The organism is Candidatus Hydrogenedentota bacterium, from assembly GCA_012730045.1.
Taxonomy (GTDB): Bacteria; Hydrogenedentota; Hydrogenedentia; order Hydrogenedentales; family CAITNO01; genus JAAYBR01.
This window is the reverse complement of sequence record JAAYBR010000037.1, coordinates 12,567-28,680: the sequence shown is the minus strand read 5'-3', so window position 1 is coordinate 28,680 and position 16,114 is coordinate 12,567. Positions and strand designations below refer to the sequence as shown.

Below are 16,114 nucleotides of genomic sequence, written 5' to 3'. Positions count from 1 at the left end.
GACCCCGGAGTCCCGCACCCCTGCCGGGGTGCCAGAAAGGAAAAGGGGTCACCCGTTCCCGGTGGTGTCGCTGACGCTCAACCACCGGCTAATGGCCCTCACCCCTCCGGGGTGAAGAGGGAAAGGAAACCCGTATCCATAGCTTCATGGACAGAATTCCCGCCCACGGCGGTCAGGGGCTCGCAATGACGGGAAAACGCGCGTCATTGCGAGGCGGCCGCCCCGGGCCGCCGCGGCAATCTCTTGTCGGAAGACCTCAGGTTCTCCACATCTCATGCGTGAACACCCCCCTTTCACACCGCCGCCGCTTTCAGCGCGACTGCCCGAGGTGTGCGTTCCCCCGAACGCGTCCACGGCCGTTTCTTATCCGGAGATTCGGGGAGCCCTTCTCCGCTTGACGGGTTTCCCCGGAAGGACTATGATCACCATGCCTCCCCCGGGGAGGCGGACAGCGGCAAACGGAGGGTGGAACGCATGAAAACGGGACGGGTGGCCTCGGGGGTGCTCGCGTTCTTCCTGGCGGCGTTCGCCACCTTGGCCTACATGGCGCTCCTGTGCGAGATCACCGGCCTCGGCCAGATACCGGCGATGTATGTGTTCGGGGGGCTTTCCGCCTCCGGACTGCTCCTGCCGTTGTGGTGTCTGGGGTTTCTGGCGCTGAACGCGCTCCAGGGGCGGCGGCAGCCCCCGCCCCCCCGGAGCCCCCTGAAACGGGCGGCGCTCGGGGCCGTCTCCCTTGCGCTGATGGCGGCGGGCGCGCTGTCCGCGCTGTTGATTCATCATGGGGGCGTGTGCATGACGCAGCGGGTCGAGGCCTCGCGCGCGAATTTTTCCTGCGGGCAGGTGAGGCAGGTGGAAACCGTCTGCGCCCGGCTGTTGGCGGACTCGGGACAGGGCACCATGGAAAGTTTGCTCACCCCGCCCGCTGCCGGGGAAGGGAATCCCGCCGCGCCCCTGGACTGGAACGCGGCCCTTCCGGAGCTGCTGTGGATGGGGAACGCCGCCGACCTGCCCCTGGACCCGCAGGTGCTGGCGCGGCTCGCCCCCGGGTATCCCGAGGCCTTCGTGGACGCCCCGCGATGGTGGCGGCCCCTGTTCTCCAAGCCCCTGCCGCCGGACGCGCTGCTGGACGCCTGGGAACGCCCCTTCCAGTTCGCCCCGCCGGACCAGCCCGAGGGCGCAGTGACCGTGACCTCCCCCGGTCCCGACGGGGTGCCGTCCAAAGACGACATCGGCCGGGACTTCCTCCCCGTGATGGACCAGGACCTGGCGGCCCACGAGTTCTATGACGCCGCCCCCATCAACCGCACCCCCTTCGGACGCCTCTACACCCTCGTCACCGGGCGGAAGTGGATGTTAAGGGGCGACAACATCCTGCACAACGAGTAGCGCGTCTGGACGAAACAAGGATGGCCGGTTTCGCATGCCTCAGGCCGGGGAGGGAGGGGGCGTCTTCCTTTGGGGCCGCCCATCAGTCGAGGCGGAAATGCTCGCCGAGGTATATCTGGCGGACGCGGGGGTCGGCGGAAATCTCCTCCGGGGTCCCCGCGGCGAGGACGGCGCCCTCGTTGATGATGTAGGCGCGGTCGGTGATCTTGAGGGTGTCGCGCACGTTGTGGTCCGTGATGAGGACGGCGATGCCCTTGTCCCGCATGCGGGAGACGGTGTTCTGGAGGTCGGCGACGGCGATGGGGTCAATGCCGGCGAAGGGCTCGTCGAGGAGGAAGACCTTGGGCTCGATGGCGAGGGCGCGGGCGATCTCGGTGCGCCGGCGCTCGCCGCCGGACAGGGTGTAGGCGGGGCTGGCGGCCAGGTGGGTGATGTTCAGGTCCTCGAGCAGGCGGTCGGCGCGGGCGTTGCGCTCGGCGCGGCCGAGGGGCTGGTATTCCAGGATGGCGAGCAGGTTCTGCCGCACCGTCAGGTTGCGGAAGACGGAGGGCTCCTGGGGCAGGTAGGCGATGCCCAGACGCGCGCGCCGGTACATGGGCTCGCGGGTGACGTCCCGCCCCTGGAAGAGGATGGTGCCGCCGTCGGGCCGGAGGAGGCCGACGATCATGGAGAAGGTGGTGGTTTTCCCGGCGCCGTTGGGGCCGAGCAGGCCCACGACCTCGCCCGGCTGGATGGCCAGGGTGACGCCGCGCACGACCTGGCGCTTCTTGAAGGCCTTTTGCAGGCCCTGCGCCTCCAGAAGGGGGCCGCTCACGGCGCGGCCACCAGGGCGGGGTAGGCCGCGTGGAGCAGCAGCCGGTTCAGCCGGGCCTGGTCGGCCGGGGGGCGCTCCGCCGCGCCGAGGAGGGTCTTGGCCTCGTCGGGGAGGGTCTTTCCTGCCCAGGCGGCCTCGTTGTAGAGCTTGGGGCTCTTCACGGCGTTGTTGAGCACCTTGACCAGCTCGCCCTTGTTCTCCAGCAGCACGGCCGTGTCCATGGTGGTGAGCATCTTCTGCTTGTCCGGCGGGAGCAGGCCGGTGATCTGTCGCGCGGGCGAGGGGCCGCCGTCCTTCAGTTCGGCGCGCAGGGCGGCGATGAGGCCGGCCCAGTCCTTCACGTCGCCCTCGGATACCAGCATGGCGCCGCCGCCCGCGTCTCCGGCGCCGGCGTCTATGCCCTGCAGGGGCACCTGGTCCGCCCGGGGGCGGTCCACCTGGAAGGTGTTGTCCTTGAGGTTGATGGCCATGCGGTCGCCGCGCAGGCCCTTCATGCGCTCGTTGTTCACCACGGGGTTTCCGGTGAAGACGAGGGCGCCGGTCTCGAAGTTCCACTCGGCGCGGTCGGCGGTGATGGAGCCCTTGGGGTGGTTCACCTCAACGCCCGTCTCCATGATGATGAGGGAGGGGGTGGAGGCGCCCTCGGCCCAGGTGAACTTCATGGTCTGCGCCTTGATGGGCAGGGGCTGCAGCTTCTCGTCGTCGGAGAGGAGGCGGATTTTGACGCCGCCGGTCATCTCGTCAATGGCGCCGGTGGCGAAGTTGCCCTTCATCTGCCCGGCGTCAATCTCCATGGAGGAGTAGCCGCCCAGCCCCTGGTCCTGGGCGCCCGCGGCGGCCGCGGCGCACACGGCGATGCCCAGGGCGATCAGTTTCGGGAATCTCTTCATGACGCGTCCTTTCCAAAGGTGATGAAACCGGTGACGTTGTCCAGCTCGAAGGCCTTGCTGTCAGGATACAGGCGCAGGCCGCGCGCTTCCAGTTTGAACTTGGGGTCGTCCACGGAGACCGGGCCGTCGGACCGCGCCCCGCCGGGCGCGCCCTCCTCCGGGCGCTCCCAGACGACGGAGGACAGGTTCAGGGTCATGGTGCCGGCGCGCACGACGACGCCCTCCTCCAGGACGGCGCGTTTCTCCTGCTCGAACTGGCCGCGGCGGCTCTCGATGACCATGGACTCGGCGTCCTGGTCGTCGTAGACCACGGCGCGGGCGTTCTCGAAGAGGTAGCGGTCCTCGCCGGCCATGGAGAAGGTCTCGGCGTGGATCCAGAACTCCGGCTTGCGGGCCACGCCCTCGGCCTGGCGCGCGCGGTGCATGTAGAGGTTGATGCCCGTCATGACCAGGGCGTCCTCCGCCGGGGCCAGGGGGTCCGCCGCCGGGGCGGCGGCGTCCGTTTCCGGCGCTGTGGCGGGCGGGGCGGGGGGGGCGGGGGAGCACCCCGCGGCGGCCAGGGCCGCCAGGATCAGGCAGGTCGCGGTCCTGCTCATGCGACGGCGCCCACGTTCTTTTCGTAGACCACGCGCAGGCCCTTGAGGGTGAGCCAGGGGTCCACATGGGTGATCTCGGCGGAGATCGGGGCGATCACGCGGGCGAGCCCGCCCGTGGCCACGACCACGGGGTCGCCGTCCATCTCGGCGCGCATGCGCCGGACCAGGCCGTCCACCAGGTCGGCGTAGCCGTAGGTGAGCCCGGACCGGATGTTGTCCGTCGTGTTCCGGCCGATGACGTTCTTGGGGACCTGGATGTCCACCCGGGGCAGCTTGGCGCAGTGCTCAAACAGGGCCTCGGAGGAGAGGAGGATGCCCGGCACGATGATGCCGCCGACCCACTCCGCGCGGGCCGTGACGGCGTCGAAGCTGGTGGCGGTGCCGAAGTCTATGATGATGAGCGGGGGCTTGCGGTCCTCCAGCGCCCCCACGGAGTTCACGATGCGGTCCGCCCCCACCTCCTTCGGGTTGTCGCAGTGGAGGACCAGGCCGGTCCTGACGCCGGGCTCCACCATGAAGGGGTCCCAGCCGAAGGCCTTGCGGCAGGCCTCCTGGAGCGCCGTGTTCATCTGCGGCACCACGCTGGACAGGCAGCAGCCGCGGATTTCCGAGGGGCTCACGCCGATGCTCTGGAGGAGCATGTGCAGCAGGATGTGCATCTCGTCGCCCGTGCGGTGGTTGGCGGTCTCGAAGCGCCAATGGCCGCACAGCTCGCGGCCCCTGTAGAGCCCGAGCACGGTGTTCGTGTTTCCGATGTCAACCACCAGCAGCATCAGCGCGCGTTTCCTTGGCCCGCCGGGGTCCCGTCCCGGGCCCCCCAGCATACCGGAAAAAGCCCCGCCGCCGCACGGTCGGCGGCGGCAGGGGCGCATGGTTTTGAAACCGAATCCGGGGCCCGCTCCCGGTCAGGGCGCGGCGTTCTCGATGAGGAGCGTCAGGTCAATGGAGGGCGCGGAATGCGTCAGGGCACCCACGGAGATGAAGTGGACCCCCGTCTCCGCCATGGACCGGATGCGCTCCAGGGAGGCGTTTCCGCTGGCCTCCAGAATGACCTTGTGGCCCGCGGCGCGGCCCACGGCCTCCCGCATGTCCTCGTTGGACATGTTGTCCATGAGGATCACATCGGCCCCCGCCTCCAGCGCCTCGTCAAACTGGTCCAGGTTCTCCACCTCCGCGCCGATGCGCATGAGGTGGTGGGTGCCCTCCCAGGCCCGGCGGATCGCCTCGCGGATGCTTCCGGCCGCCATCACATGGTTTTCCTTGATGAGCACGCCGTTGAACAGGGTGTGGCGGTGGTTCGCGCCGCCGCCGTGGACGATGGCCGCCTTCTCCAGCTGGCGCATCATCGGCATGGTCTTGCGGGTGCCGCAAATCCGGCACTCAAGCCCCTCCACGGAGCGGACAAACTTGGACGTGAGCGTGGCCACCCCGGACAGATGCTGGACAAAGTTCATCGCCGTCCGCTCCGCTGTCAGCACCGCCTGGGTCTTGCCCTCAAAAGAGACGATCAGGTCGCCCTTCTTGAACGGGGTCCCGTCGGTCAGGGAATTCCAGTCCCGCACATCGGCGTCCATCAGGTCGAAAGCGGCCCGAAACGGCTTCATGCCGCTCAGCACCCCGTCCTGCTTGGCATAGAGCCGCGCCAGGCAGCGGAGTTCGGGGGGGACAATCGTGTTGGTGGTCAGGTCCTCCTGGCCGATGTCCTCTGTCAGGGTCGCGGCCACCAGGTTTTCTATGGCTTTTTGCATTGAATACACCTCTCCCGCGTGGGATAAATTGGCGCATGTTACCACAATCCCCCGGCCGGTGTCAGTTTTTTCGCCGGGAATCATGCCCGAACCGGAGTTGGTTCACCTTGCCGGAAGGGGGGGCGTTTGCGGGAGGGGCGGAAGGCCGGTATAATGAGGAGGCATGCGGTTCACAACGGCGAAAATAGCGGGTATGCCGGAGGGAAACGGCCGGTCCCGCGATGGAATATCCCTCCTGCTCGCGGCGGGGGCGGCGCTGTTCGCCTGTCTGGGTTTTGCGGGCATTTTTCTGCACAGCCCCCCCCCGGCACCGCCCCCATCCCCTTCTCCTCCCCCGACCCAGACCGCCAAAGACTTTTCCGACACAACGACTTATGAACCCCTGGACACCTCTTTTCCCACGCTGGCTTTTCCCCAGCCCGCCAACCGCAATGGCGGTTTTGAGGGGGGAGACGGGGGGGCGGTTCCTGAGTGGCTCCCGGATCCCGCCGGGGCGCCGCCGGGGTGGCTGCCTGCGGAAGCCTCCGCCCGGGCAGGGAAGACCGGCATGAGACTGGCCCTGGCCCCCGGCGCGGCGGAGGATGCCCGGGCGCGGCTGGTTTCCGCCCCGATGGACGCCGGACCGGGGGATGTGGTCAAGTTCAACGTGTGGATTCGGCCGGAGGGCGATCCGGGGTGCCAGCCCGTGGCGCTGGTGGAGGCCTTGGTGGCGGGGATCTGGCACCGGGTGACGCCGGAGGCGCGGGTGGCCGAACTGCTGGTGCCCGGGGGCGCGGAATGGGCGCCCCGGGGCCGGTCCTGCATTGTCCCGGCGGGGGCCGAACAGGTCCGGCTGGGCCTCGAGTGCGCGGCGCGCGGCCCGGAGGGCGCGGGGTGGAGCGCGGACGACTTTTACTGCGAGATCGTGTCGCTGCGCCGCTACGCGGCGGAGCACGCGGCCGCGCCGCGCCTGCCGGACGTGGTGCTGCTGGGGGCGGACACCCTGCGCAATTCCCCCCTGGGCTGCTATGGCCATCCCACCAACGCGACGCCCCACGTGGACCGGTTGGCGGCGGAGGGCGTTCTGTTCGACCAGGTCACCACGGCGAGCCCGTGGACCCGCCCCTCTTTCGGATCCATCTTCACCTCCCTTTACCCCTCGCAGCACACGGCGGAGCTGCACCTCTCGGCCCTGCCGCAGAGCGTCACCACCCTCGCCGAGGTCCTGCACGACCGCGGCTATTTCACCGTGGGCTTTGTCCGCACCCTCTTCGACGGGTTTGTCGGGCCGGGCACGGGGTTTGACCAGGGCTTTGACATCTACCTTTTCTCCGAGGACACGGAGGAGGTTTCGGCGATGACGCGGGATTTTCTGGACCTGAACGCGGACACGCTGCGTGCCCTGGGCGGCGGCGGGCTGCTGCTCTTCCGCCATTTCTACGAACCCCACTCGGAGTACATCAACCACACCCCCGACCTCATCCGGAACGAGGGGGGGATGCTGGGCACGGTGAACCTCACTTTCCAGATCCTCGACGACAAGCTGTTCAAGAACGACCCCGCCCTCACCAACGAGCATGATGTGGACTACGCCCGCCGGGTGTACGACGGCGAGGCGGCCTTCATGGACCTGCGGGTCGGCGAGATGCTCGACCGCCTGCGCGGTGCCGGGCTGTACGACGCCGCCCGCATCGTCTTCTTCTCGGACCACGGCGAGTCGTTCAATGAGAAGCCCGGCGCCTGGTGCCATTCGACGCCCTACGAGACCTGCACCCGCGTCCCGCTTGTTCTGCGGCTGCCCGGAAAGACGCCGGCGGGGGCCGTGGTCTCCGACCTGGTCAGCACGCTGGACATCCTGCCCACGCTGCTCGCCGCGCTGGACATCCCCGGCCCGGAGGGCATGGAGGGCCGGAACCTGCTCGACCCGGCCGTCCCGCCGCCCGGATACAGCGTTTCCGAGGACCGCAAGATGGGATTGCTCACCGTGCGCGACAACCGGATGAAACTGGCCGTCCAGAAAGCCGCCACCGCCCGCAGGAACGAGTGGGAGGCCATCCGCGACTGGGCACTGTTCGCCCCGGACAGCCCGGCCATCTACGAGCTCTACGATCTGGCGGCCGACCCTTGGGAGCTGAACGACCTCTCTGCGGAGCGCCCGGCGGACCTGCACCGGCTCAAGACGGTCCTCTTCGCCCACTGCGTCCGCCATGGCATCGCCCCCCGGGAGGACGCGCTGCGGGCCGCCGCGGCCCACCTGCCGCGGGAGGGGGTGGAGGCGCTGAAACGCATGCTGGACGCCCAGGCCGCCGCCCCGGACGCCGCCGCCCACACCGGGGAGGAGGTCCAGCTGTCCCCCGAGACGATGGAGGACATCATTTCGCAGGGATACATGAATGTGAACTGATTCCCGGAGAACGCGGGACGTCAGCCCTTCCCTGAGAGCCACTGCCTCAGGGCGCTCCCGCCGATACGCAGCAGGGTGCGCGGGCTGTGGAGCGCGCTGTTGGTGACGGCGCACTCCCAGGTGCAGGCGCAGAGGTTCTGCCGCCGCCAGCGCAGGATGTTCCGCGCTTTGTCCCCCCGCAGCAGCGCCGCCAGGTCGTGGCCCGTGTCGTGCAGGTCGCCCATGCAGGCGTCCGCGGGCGGGGCCGCCGCCGTGCAGCATTCGGGGTTCACGAGGGTCTCGCAGGGGTAGACCTTCCCGTCGTCGAAGACCACCAGAATCCCGCTCCCGGCGCGGCAGGGCAGGTTTCGGACATCCCCGGCGACCACGCCGGCCACGGTTTCGGGGTATTCCCGCGCCATGGCCGCCTGGAGCACGGGGTAGGGGTTCAGGCTGCGCCCGACCCGGCGGCGCGCCAGCAGTTCGCCGTACATCTTCAGGTAGGACTCCAGCGGGAAATTCACGGCGTCGCGCTCGTGCGTGACCCCGCGGGCGTAGGCCACCCCGAAGGGGACCCCCGCATAGGGGCCGAGCGCCAGGTCCAGGGTCTCGCGCCAGTGCTGGTGGTTGAACTGCGACAGGACGCAGTTGAGGACGCAGGACACGTTCGGGTGCGCGGCCCGCGCCGCCTCCACCACCCGCAGGGTCTCGTCCCGTTTCGCAAAGGCCCCGGGAATCCCCATGATGTCGTCATGCACCGCCTCGGGTCCGTGGAAGGGCAGGCAGAAGTTCAGGAACGCGCCGGGGCAGAGGCCGGCAAACCGGTGGATGAGCGCCCCCACCCGGTCCGGGCGAAGGGAGTTTGTCGGCACGGTGAAGAACGGCGTGCCCGCGTGGCGGTAAAAGGCGTGCAGAATCTCCGCCACATCGTCGCGCATGAGCGGCTCGCCGCCCGACAGCGTCAGGTGGGGCACCCGGCCCGCGGTCCGGGCGAGGCGGGTCAGCTCCTCCAGCGACTGCGTGGGGACCGCGCGCCGCGCCGCCATGCCGTCCCAGTTGAAGCACATGCGGCACCGGGCGTTGCAGCGCGAGGTGACGTAGAGGACCAGGTACTGCGGCGAACCCTGGGCCAGGGAGGCCGCCCAGTGCGCCGCGGCGCGCAGCTGCCGGGGGATCATGGCGCGCCCCCCGCGGCCGCCGCGGCCGCCCGCCGCGAGAGCAGGTGCCGCGTCAGCCCCCACAGCCCGCCCGCCGTGATGACGCACGAGCTCGCCCAGTGGATGAGCAGGCACGCCGCGGCAAAACGCAGGCAGCGGCCGCCGCCCCGCCGAATCTCCCGCCGGACACCCGCATCGGGGTCGCCGGTGAACTCGAAGGCCTTTGGATGCCCCTCGCCGCACCACCGCCACGCGGTCCGCAGAAAGCCCGAGAGGGACGCCGTGTAGAGGACGGCGAGGACAAGAAACGCCGCCCCCGCATACCCGCCGACCACGGGCAGAAACCCCAGTGGAACCATGCCCGCCGCGCCCACCCCCACCAGGCGGAGCAGCGCCTCGCCGCTGGAGGTCTGCGTCTTGTCGAGGGGCGGGCGGTGCCGGAGAAAGTAGGGCACGAACAGCGCGGCTCGGACGAAATAATTGCGGAACAGGCGCGACAGCCGGTCCGGAAAGGCGTGATACAGCAGCGGCGAGGCGGTGATCACGCTCCGGTGGTCCCGGATGAGCCGCTTGCCGAAGTCGTAGTCCTCCCCCGCGTTCGTGTCGAAGCTTTCGCTGAAACCGCCGAGCGCGTCGAACACCTCCCGCCGGATCGCCCCGTTGCGCGTGGTGAACCCGCTCAGGGGCCCCGTGTCCCCCCCGTCCGCCAGATACACCCGGAACCAGTAATGCTCGATGGCCGCGCCAAAGTTGCGGACCGCGTTGTCCGCCGCGTCATGCCGCTGGTTAAGGAAGCACGCCGCGCCCAGCTCCGGGTCCGCGGCGAACAGCGCCGCCGCCTTTTCCATCACCCCCGGCGCATACGCCACGTCTGCGTCAAAGAAGAACAGATGCGTGCCCGACGCCGCCGCCGCGCCCACGTTTCGGGCGTGGGCGGGCCCCCGGCCCGGCGAGACCCGCAGCATCACCGCGTCGTGGCGCGCGCAGACCGCCCCGGGGGGCGCCGCCGACCCGTCGTCCACCACGATAATCTCGCGCAGGAGGTCGGCCGGCGCGTGCTCCCGCAGCCCCTGGAGCAGGCGCTCCAGCCGGACAGGGTCGTCCCGCACGGGAATAACGGCGGAAAACTCGGCCGGGGGATGCGTCACAGAGCGGGGAACCTTTCCTAATTGCGGGCACGGGAGCCCCGGGCCACAGTCTAGCACAGGCCCCATTTCCCCAACAATTGCCGGAGGAAGCGGCGATGTCATCCACGCCGTTGCGGGCGGCAAGGCCGCGGCGGCGGAGATGCACGCATTCCTCATGGGCATGCGGAGACGCAGGACCGGCGGGCCCGTGGAACCCGCCGGGCTCACCGACCGCACGCGCGACCACGACCTGGTGTATCCCCCGCACATGCCCGTGCTGCCGCCGGCGGCGCGAGGCGCGGAGGACGAGGGGGAGCGGGGCTTCGGCCCGGAGGATGCGGACACCCACGCCTGGCCCTGCCACCTGTGCAACCACAAGTCCGAGATTGACAAGGACAAGTGCATCCACTGCGACTGGTGCATCAAGGTCTCGCCGCGCGACTGGGCTGCCATCTTGCCCCCCACTCGCCCTCTTCCGCCCCGCAAACCCCGGGCGGAAAACATTCTGCTTGCTTTTTGACTACAAATTGTATATATTCAAAGGCGAAAGAAGAGAGAACAGTCTCGTATTGAGAGTTTGCAAATCCCGTCTTACGGGAGTTGTTTCCGAATTTATGGACATTATGACGACAAATAACAGTCATCATGCGCCAAGCCATGACCTCGGACTCATCATCGCGTCCGGGGCGCGGGTCGCCATGCTGGAGGCCCTGCTGCCCGATCCCTCCCCCTCTTTCTATCAGCGCCAACTGGAGACCGCCACCGGCCTGCCCCTGCGCGCGGTGCAGCGGGAACTGGAACGGCTGACGGGCGCGGGCCTGCTGTTTCGCCGGACAGAGGGGAACCGGGTGTACTACCAGGTGAACCAGGACTCGCCGCTCTTTCCCGAGTTGCGCGCGCTGGTGCTGAAGGCGGCGGGGCCCGCGCTGCGGCTGCGGGCGGCGGCGGCGTCCGACCCGTCGGTGCGGCTGTGCCTGCTTTCGGCGGGACGCGACCGCGCGCTGGCGGTGCACCGGGACGCGCGGCGGCCGGCGCTGCGGGACCCGGACATCGCGGTGGGGTTCATGACGGCGGAGGCCTTTCTGGCCGCCCTGCGCGCGGGAGACGCGGAGACGGCGGCCTTTCTCCGGGAGGGGACCGACCTGTTGGGTCGCCGGGAGGACCTGCTGTGGCGGCATGTGGAGGCCGCGGGGCACGACGTGAAGAAGGAGCACGGGGTACCATGAGAGAGAAGACGGCGGACATCGCGCAGTTGTGCGCCTCGTGGCGGGACCAGCTCGCCGACGCCGCGCGCGGGGGGCAGCAGCAGTTCGCGGTGCGGCTGCTGGGGCTGCTGGGCTGGGACCAGCCCATCCCCTTTTCGCCGCGGCCGGCGGCCGAGGCCATGTCCTCGTGGCCGTGTCTGCTGCGCGGCGACGGCCAGTGCATCGTGGCGGCGCACTTCCTGCCGCCGGGGGTGCTCGACCCGCCCGGCGCGGCGGTGGAGCGGGGGCTGGACTTCTGCCCGGCCACGCGCGCCCTGCTGGAGGAGACGAGCGGGCCGAACGTGGACTACCTGCTGGCGACGGACCTGCACCGGACCTATCTCTACGACGCGCGGACGGCGGAGCTGCTGCTGTGGTCGGACGACCCGCGCGGGTTCAACGCGGAGCTGGCCCCGGCGCTCCACCGGGACCAGGTGGTGCGGGGGTCGCTGGAGAACCTGCGGCGCGAGCCGCGCAGCGCGGTGGCGCGCCGCCTGCGCGAGTGGATGCACCGGTGGGAGGCTCCCCTGTGCCGCGACGGCCGCGTGTCCGCGGAAAGCGCCGGCCTGCTCTTCGACCGCCTGTGCGTGGCGCGGTTCCTGTTCGACCGCGACATTCTCCGGCGCACGCGGCACCGCCTGCGCGAGCGCTACCTGGAGCTGGCCGCGCGCGCCGAGGGCCCCTCGCCCCGGCACTGCGGCCGCGACCTCGTCGCCCTCTTCCACGACATGTGGCTCGACTGGCGCAGCGGACTCTTCGCCCCGGCGCCGGACCTTGACGCGGCGCTGGCGCAGGACGACACGGCGGCGCCGTGGCTGCGCGAGACGACGCTGCTGGCGCGCAACAAGTTCACGATCCCCACGATCCTGGAATGCTTCAACTACGGCGACCCGGCGGAGAAGATGCGGGTGCGCATGGTGCCCGAGGAGAACGAGGAGCGCGACGAGTACCTCGCGCGGCAGACGCTGGAGACGGTGGACGCCGCGCGCGTGGTGGTGGACGTGGCGGAGGAGGGCTACCGCGCCGTGACCCACTGGTTCGACCGGCTGGTGGAGGTCTACGACCGCCTCGACGCCGAGTTTGACCTGCGCCTGCGCGCCGCCGCGCCCCCGGCGGGCGAGGTGGACCTCTTCGCCTGGTCGGAGAGGGACGCCTGCCGTCCGGCGGCCTGCCTGGACAAGACGGGATACGCCTGCGGCGCCGGGCTGGCCGTGCGCTGCGGCGACGCCCGCCAGCGGCGCGTGGCCCGCCTGCTGCTCACCCTGCACCTCGCCGCCGTGCTCGACGCCCGCCACGAGCCGGCCAACCGGCTGCCCGGCATTGACCACCTGTTCGGGGATTCCCCGCACATTGCCGGGCCCGGAAGGGCCGCCGGCGGCACCGGCGCGCCCCGCTCCGACCACTGACAGGAAACACAACCCACGGAGTCATCCCACATGCGCCCTCGCACCTTTTTCCCCGCCGCCGCCCTGGTTCTCTGCGCCCTCGCCGCCGCCGCGGCGGAGACCGCGCCGCCCCCCGTCACCGGCAGCCCGGCGGTGCGCGACATCGCCGCCCACGGCCCCAACACGGACGGCAACACGGACAACACGGCCCTCTTCCAGCGCGCGCTCGACGAGGCGGGCGCGGCGGGTGGCGGCATTGTCCAGGTGGGGACCGGCCGCTACCGCTTCGACGGCGTCCTCACCGTGCCGTCCAACGTGACCCTGCGCGGCACCTTCACCTACAGCCCGGCCCACGCGGGCATCCGCGACAAGGGACAGAAGGAGCTGCCCGTCTACGGGTCCGTGCTGGAGCCGCGCGCGGGCGCGGGGTCCGAGGAGGGGCCCGCGTTCATCACCCTGACGGACAACGCGTCGCTCCAGGGGTTCACGGTGCATTACCCGGACCAGCTCCCCGACGCCGACGCGCCCACGCCCTACCCCTACACCGTGGCCCTGCGCGGCAACAACCCCGCGCTGACGGACATGCAGCTCCTGAACCCCTACAACGGCATTGACGCCTCCAAGAACCAGCGGGCGCTGGTGCGCAACATCCACGGCCAGCCCATCCACATCGGCCTGTTTGTGGACGCCATCTACGACATCGGCCGCGTCGAGAACGTCCACTGGAACCCGTGGTGGACCCTCGACACCAAGGTCTACGAGTGGCAGACGGAGAACGGCGTCGGCTTCCTTTTCGGCCGCACCGACTGGCACTACGTGCTCAACACCTTCTGCTTCGGCTACAACGTCGGCTACAAGTTCATGGAGACCGAGGCCGGCGGCACCAACGGCAACTTCCTCGGCATCGGCGCGGACGACTGCCAGACCTCCCTCGTCGTCGAGGAGAGCGCGCCCATGGGCATCCTCATCACCAACGGCGAGTTCGTCTCCTTCCACGGCCCCGACCCCACCATGATCCGCGTGGGGAAGACGCACACCGGCACCGTCCGCTTCGTCAACTGCGCCTTCTGGGGCCCCGCCCGGCGCAACGCCGTCATTGACGGCACCGGCACCGTCGGCTTCTCCGACTGCACCTTCATGCAGTGGGGCTACGAGGACGGGGACGAGCCGGGGAAGAAGAAGCGCGTGGACACGCCGTCCCTCGACATCCTCGGCGGCAGCGTCTCCGTGCGCGGCTGCGAGTTTCTGGAGAACCGCGCGCAGGTGCGCCTCGGCCCGGCAGTGGACCGCGCCATCGTCACGGAGAACCTCGTCAACGGCAAGCCCCGCGTCGAGAACGACAGCCGCGGCGGCGTGGTCATCGTGAAGGACAACGCGGGCACGCCCAGCACCAGGCGCTGGGCCCGCGAGATGGAGCGCCGCAAGACCTTCCGCGCCTCCGCCTGGCGCAGCGGCGAGAAGGACCGGAAGTAGGCGGGGCAAAGACACGGACGGCCACTGACCGGCACGGACACTGAGGTGGCACGGGCTTCCAGCCCGTGTTTCTTGGGTCGCATCCATGGCCAAAACACGGGCTTCCAGCCCGTGCCACCTCAGTGCGCGCTCCCGGCATCTTCCTTCAAATACGGCACCCTAACCTTGAACTGCTCTAGAAGGTGATCTCCGTGAGGAGGCCGATGTAGTCGGCGTCGTCGGAGGCGGTGCCGCCGGCGAATCCGGTGCCGTTGTCGAAGACGAAGTTGCCGTCGCGGCCGAGGCCGTCGCCGGTGAAGAGGTGGCTGTACGCGAGGGTGAGGGAGACGTCGGGGGAGTAGTCGTAGCGCAGGGAGAGGCCGAGGGTCACGCAGAGGTCTTTGGAGGACTCGTGGTCCCAGAAGGAGAGGGACGGCGCGAAGGGGATCCAGCGGCCGTTTACGCGCAGGCCGGCGGGGCGCGCGAAGGCACCGACGGCGTGGTAGGAGATGACGCGGAGCTGGGCGGTCCATTTCTCCGCCGGACGGACCCGCACGCCGGCGCGTCCCAGCCAGAAGTTGGACATGTTGGTGCCGCCGCCGACGATGGAGTCGTAGTCTGTCTGCGAGTAGAGGCGGTTGAAGGAGACGCTGGCCCGGGGCCGCGCGAAGGGGTTGATCCACTCGCCGAAGGAGACGGCGCGGCGGTCCTCGCCGTCATACCAGGCGGCACCCACGAACACGCGGGGACTCCACCGGGCGTCAAAGGTGCGCCCGACCTCCGCGTCGGCGGCCCAGGCGGCGAATTCCGCGCCGTCGTCGCCGTAGTCGCCGAGGAGGTTCACGCGGCGGAACCGCGCGCCGAGGTGCGCGGCGTCCCCCCACTGCCCCGCGCCCTCCAGGTCGTAGTCCCAGGCCCCGGCCTCGCCGAAGACGCGCCCGCCGAGGGTGTGCAGCCACGTCGCCCCGTACCGGTCCAGCCCGAGCAGGCGCTCCCGCGCCTCCATCAGCGGGTCTCCGGACCTGTCCTCCAGCGGGGAGCCGTCGTGGAGGAGCATGTAGAAGGCCGTGAGGTTCAGCGCCGGGGAGACGGCCCAGGTGGCGTGGACGCCGTGGAAGAGGCGGTCATCGGCGGGCAGCAGGCGCGTGGCGCCGACGTTGGCGGTCCAGAGGTCCGCCGTGACGCCCTCCCACGGGGTGACGGTCAGGCGCGCGGCGTCCAGATAGCAGTACTGGAGGCTGGTGCTTTTCGCGCCGATGAGCCAGCCCTTGCCGAGGGTCATGAGCTGGCGGCCCAGCCGCAGGCGGCCCATGCCGCCCCACAGGCCGTCCATTTCCACGTAGGCCTGGAGAAACTCCAGGTCGTTCCGGCCCGGATTCACCGTGTCGCGTCCCGTCAAGTAATCGGACACAAAGTCCTCGCCCTGGATGTCGTAATTGTAAAGTTCGAGGAACGCCGACACCCCCTCCGAGAGGCGGGCGTTCACGTTCAGGCGCAGCACCTGCTCCGTGTACCACGAATCCGGCCCGCGGTCGTCCCACGCAAAGGCGCTGGAGAGCCCGTCCGTGCCCAGCGCCCGCCAGGGGAACCATTCCGCCGGGGCGAGGGGCCTGCGCGCGCGCCCGGGCGCGTAGACGTTCATGAACCCCCGCGCGCGGAAGGTGATCTCGCCGCCGACGGCGACCTCCTGGAGTTCGGCGCGGACGGGGGCGCACGTCCAAACCGCCGCGAGGGCAAAAAACGCCCCCATCCATTTTGTGCTGCAAACGTTCATGAAAGGTTATGCTTCCAAAGTTCTGCAAGAAAGGGACATGATGTTTCTGGGTAATTGAACCGGGGCCGCAGGCCCCAGAAGGAAACATCATGTCCAAGCAGAAGGGTATCACATTGGGTCCGAATTGGCGGGAACTGCTGCGGGAGGACGAGGAAATGATCCGGTCCTTGATTCGC

12 protein-coding genes and 1 pseudogene are annotated in these 16,114 nt (G+C 69.7%); 6 read left to right on the top strand and 7 right to left on the bottom strand.

Annotation, left to right across the window (positions count from 1 at the left end):
* The first annotated feature begins 474 nt into the window (after positions 1–474).
* Positions 475–1,389 carry a hypothetical protein gene (locus GXY15_03700; GenBank protein NLV40316.1) on the top strand — a complete coding sequence of 305 codons (915 nt, stop codon included), beginning with the start codon at positions 475–477 and terminating at the stop codon, positions 1,387–1,389.
* An 82-nt stretch (positions 1,390–1,471) separates the two neighbouring features.
* Here the strand turns inward: GXY15_03700 and lptB are convergent, their stop codons facing one another.
* The 4 genes from lptB to nadC form a co-directional block, all read right to left on the bottom strand.
* Positions 1,472–2,536 carry an LPS export ABC transporter ATP-binding protein gene (gene lptB, locus GXY15_03695; protein NLV40315.1) on the bottom strand — a complete coding sequence of 355 codons (1,065 nt, stop codon included), beginning with the start codon at positions 2,534–2,536 and terminating at the stop codon, positions 1,472–1,474.
* 553 nt (positions 2,537–3,089) lie between these two features.
* Positions 3,090–3,689 (bottom strand): LPS export ABC transporter periplasmic protein LptC, encoded by a 600-nt coding sequence (locus GXY15_03690; GenBank protein NLV40314.1) that lies wholly within the window; start codon positions 3,687–3,689, stop codon positions 3,090–3,092.
* Positions 3,686–4,462, bottom strand: coding sequence for a type III pantothenate kinase (locus tag GXY15_03685; protein ID NLV40313.1), 777 nt, complete (start codon positions 4,460–4,462; stop codon positions 3,686–3,688). Before GXY15_03685 ends, GXY15_03690 begins: the two co-directional genes overlap by 4 nt.
* Before the next feature lie 132 nt (positions 4,463–4,594).
* On the bottom strand, positions 4,595–5,437 hold the full coding sequence (nadC, locus tag GXY15_03680; protein NLV40312.1) for a carboxylating nicotinate-nucleotide diphosphorylase: 843 nt from the start codon (positions 5,435–5,437) through the stop codon (positions 4,595–4,597).
* 547 nt (positions 5,438–5,984) lie between these two features.
* Here nadC and GXY15_03675 point away from each other — a divergent pair.
* Positions 5,985–7,820 (top strand): sulfatase, encoded by a 1,836-nt coding sequence (locus GXY15_03675; protein NLV40311.1) that lies wholly within the window; start codon positions 5,985–5,987, stop codon positions 7,818–7,820.
* A 20-nt stretch (positions 7,821–7,840) separates the two neighbouring features.
* On the opposite strand, the gene GXY15_03670 is transcribed toward GXY15_03675, so the two are convergent.
* A complete protein-coding gene (locus GXY15_03670; protein NLV40310.1) occupies positions 7,841–8,977 on the bottom strand; it encodes a radical SAM protein in 1,137 nt (378 codons plus the stop codon).
* A complete protein-coding gene (locus GXY15_03665) occupies positions 8,974–10,104 on the bottom strand; it encodes a glycosyltransferase (protein ID NLV40309.1) in 1,131 nt (376 codons plus the stop codon). The genes GXY15_03670 and GXY15_03665 overlap by 4 nt, the downstream gene beginning before the upstream one ends.
* A gap of 154 nt (positions 10,105–10,258) precedes the next feature.
* On the opposite strand from GXY15_03665, the gene GXY15_03660 reads away from it, so the two are divergent.
* The 4 genes and pseudogenes from GXY15_03660 to GXY15_03645 all read left to right on the top strand — a co-directional run bounded on the left by GXY15_03660 (position 10,259) and on the right by GXY15_03645 (position 12,979).
* Positions 10,259–10,603, top strand: a complete 345-nt coding sequence (locus GXY15_03660) for a hypothetical protein (protein NLV40308.1) — start codon at positions 10,259–10,261, stop codon at positions 10,601–10,603.
* 103 nt (positions 10,604–10,706) lie between these two features.
* Complete coding sequence (locus GXY15_03655) at positions 10,707–11,309, top strand: winged helix-turn-helix transcriptional regulator (GenBank protein NLV40307.1); 603 nt, start codon at positions 10,707–10,709, stop codon at positions 11,307–11,309.
* Positions 11,306–12,733, top strand: a complete 1,428-nt coding sequence (locus tag GXY15_03650) for a hypothetical protein (protein NLV40306.1) — start codon at positions 11,306–11,308, stop codon at positions 12,731–12,733. The genes GXY15_03655 and GXY15_03650 overlap by 4 nt, the downstream gene beginning before the upstream one ends.
* Positions 12,734–12,763: 30 nt before the next feature.
* Positions 12,764–12,979, top strand: a pseudogene (locus tag GXY15_03645) (hypothetical protein).
* A 1,381-nt stretch (positions 12,980–14,360) separates the two neighbouring features.
* Here GXY15_03645 and GXY15_03640 read toward each other — a convergent pair.
* Complete coding sequence (locus GXY15_03640) at positions 14,361–15,938, bottom strand: alginate export family protein (GenBank protein ID NLV40305.1); 1,578 nt, start codon at positions 15,936–15,938, stop codon at positions 14,361–14,363.
* Positions 15,939–16,114: the final 176 nt, after the last annotated feature.

What these genes read in the sequence shown, in the direction of transcription:
- GXY15_03640 (NLV40305.1), bottom strand. Translation starts at nt 15,938, where the DNA reads ATGAACGTTTGCAGCACAAAATGGATGGGGGCGTTTTTTGCCCTCGCG.
- nadC (NLV40312.1), bottom strand. Translation starts at nt 5,437, where the DNA reads ATGCAAAAAGCCATAGAAAACCTGGTGGCCGCGACCCTGACAGAGGAC.
- GXY15_03675 (NLV40311.1), top strand. Translation starts at nt 5,985, where the DNA reads ATGAGACTGGCCCTGGCCCCCGGCGCGGCGGAGGATGCCCGGGCGCGG.
- GXY15_03700 (NLV40316.1), top strand. Translation starts at nt 475, where the DNA reads ATGAAAACGGGACGGGTGGCCTCGGGGGTGCTCGCGTTCTTCCTGGCG.
- GXY15_03685 (NLV40313.1), bottom strand. Translation starts at nt 4,462, where the DNA reads ATGCTGCTGGTGGTTGACATCGGAAACACGAACACCGTGCTCGGGCTC.
- GXY15_03690 (NLV40314.1), bottom strand. Translation starts at nt 3,689, where the DNA reads ATGAGCAGGACCGCGACCTGCCTGATCCTGGCGGCCCTGGCCGCCGCG.
- GXY15_03670 (NLV40310.1), bottom strand. Translation starts at nt 8,977, where the DNA reads ATGATCCCCCGGCAGCTGCGCGCCGCGGCGCACTGGGCGGCCTCCCTG.
- GXY15_03655 (NLV40307.1), top strand. Translation starts at nt 10,707, where the DNA reads ATGACGACAAATAACAGTCATCATGCGCCAAGCCATGACCTCGGACTC.
- GXY15_03650 (NLV40306.1), top strand. Translation starts at nt 11,306, where the DNA reads ATGAGAGAGAAGACGGCGGACATCGCGCAGTTGTGCGCCTCGTGGCGG.
- GXY15_03660 (NLV40308.1), top strand. Translation starts at nt 10,259, where the DNA reads ATGGGCATGCGGAGACGCAGGACCGGCGGGCCCGTGGAACCCGCCGGG.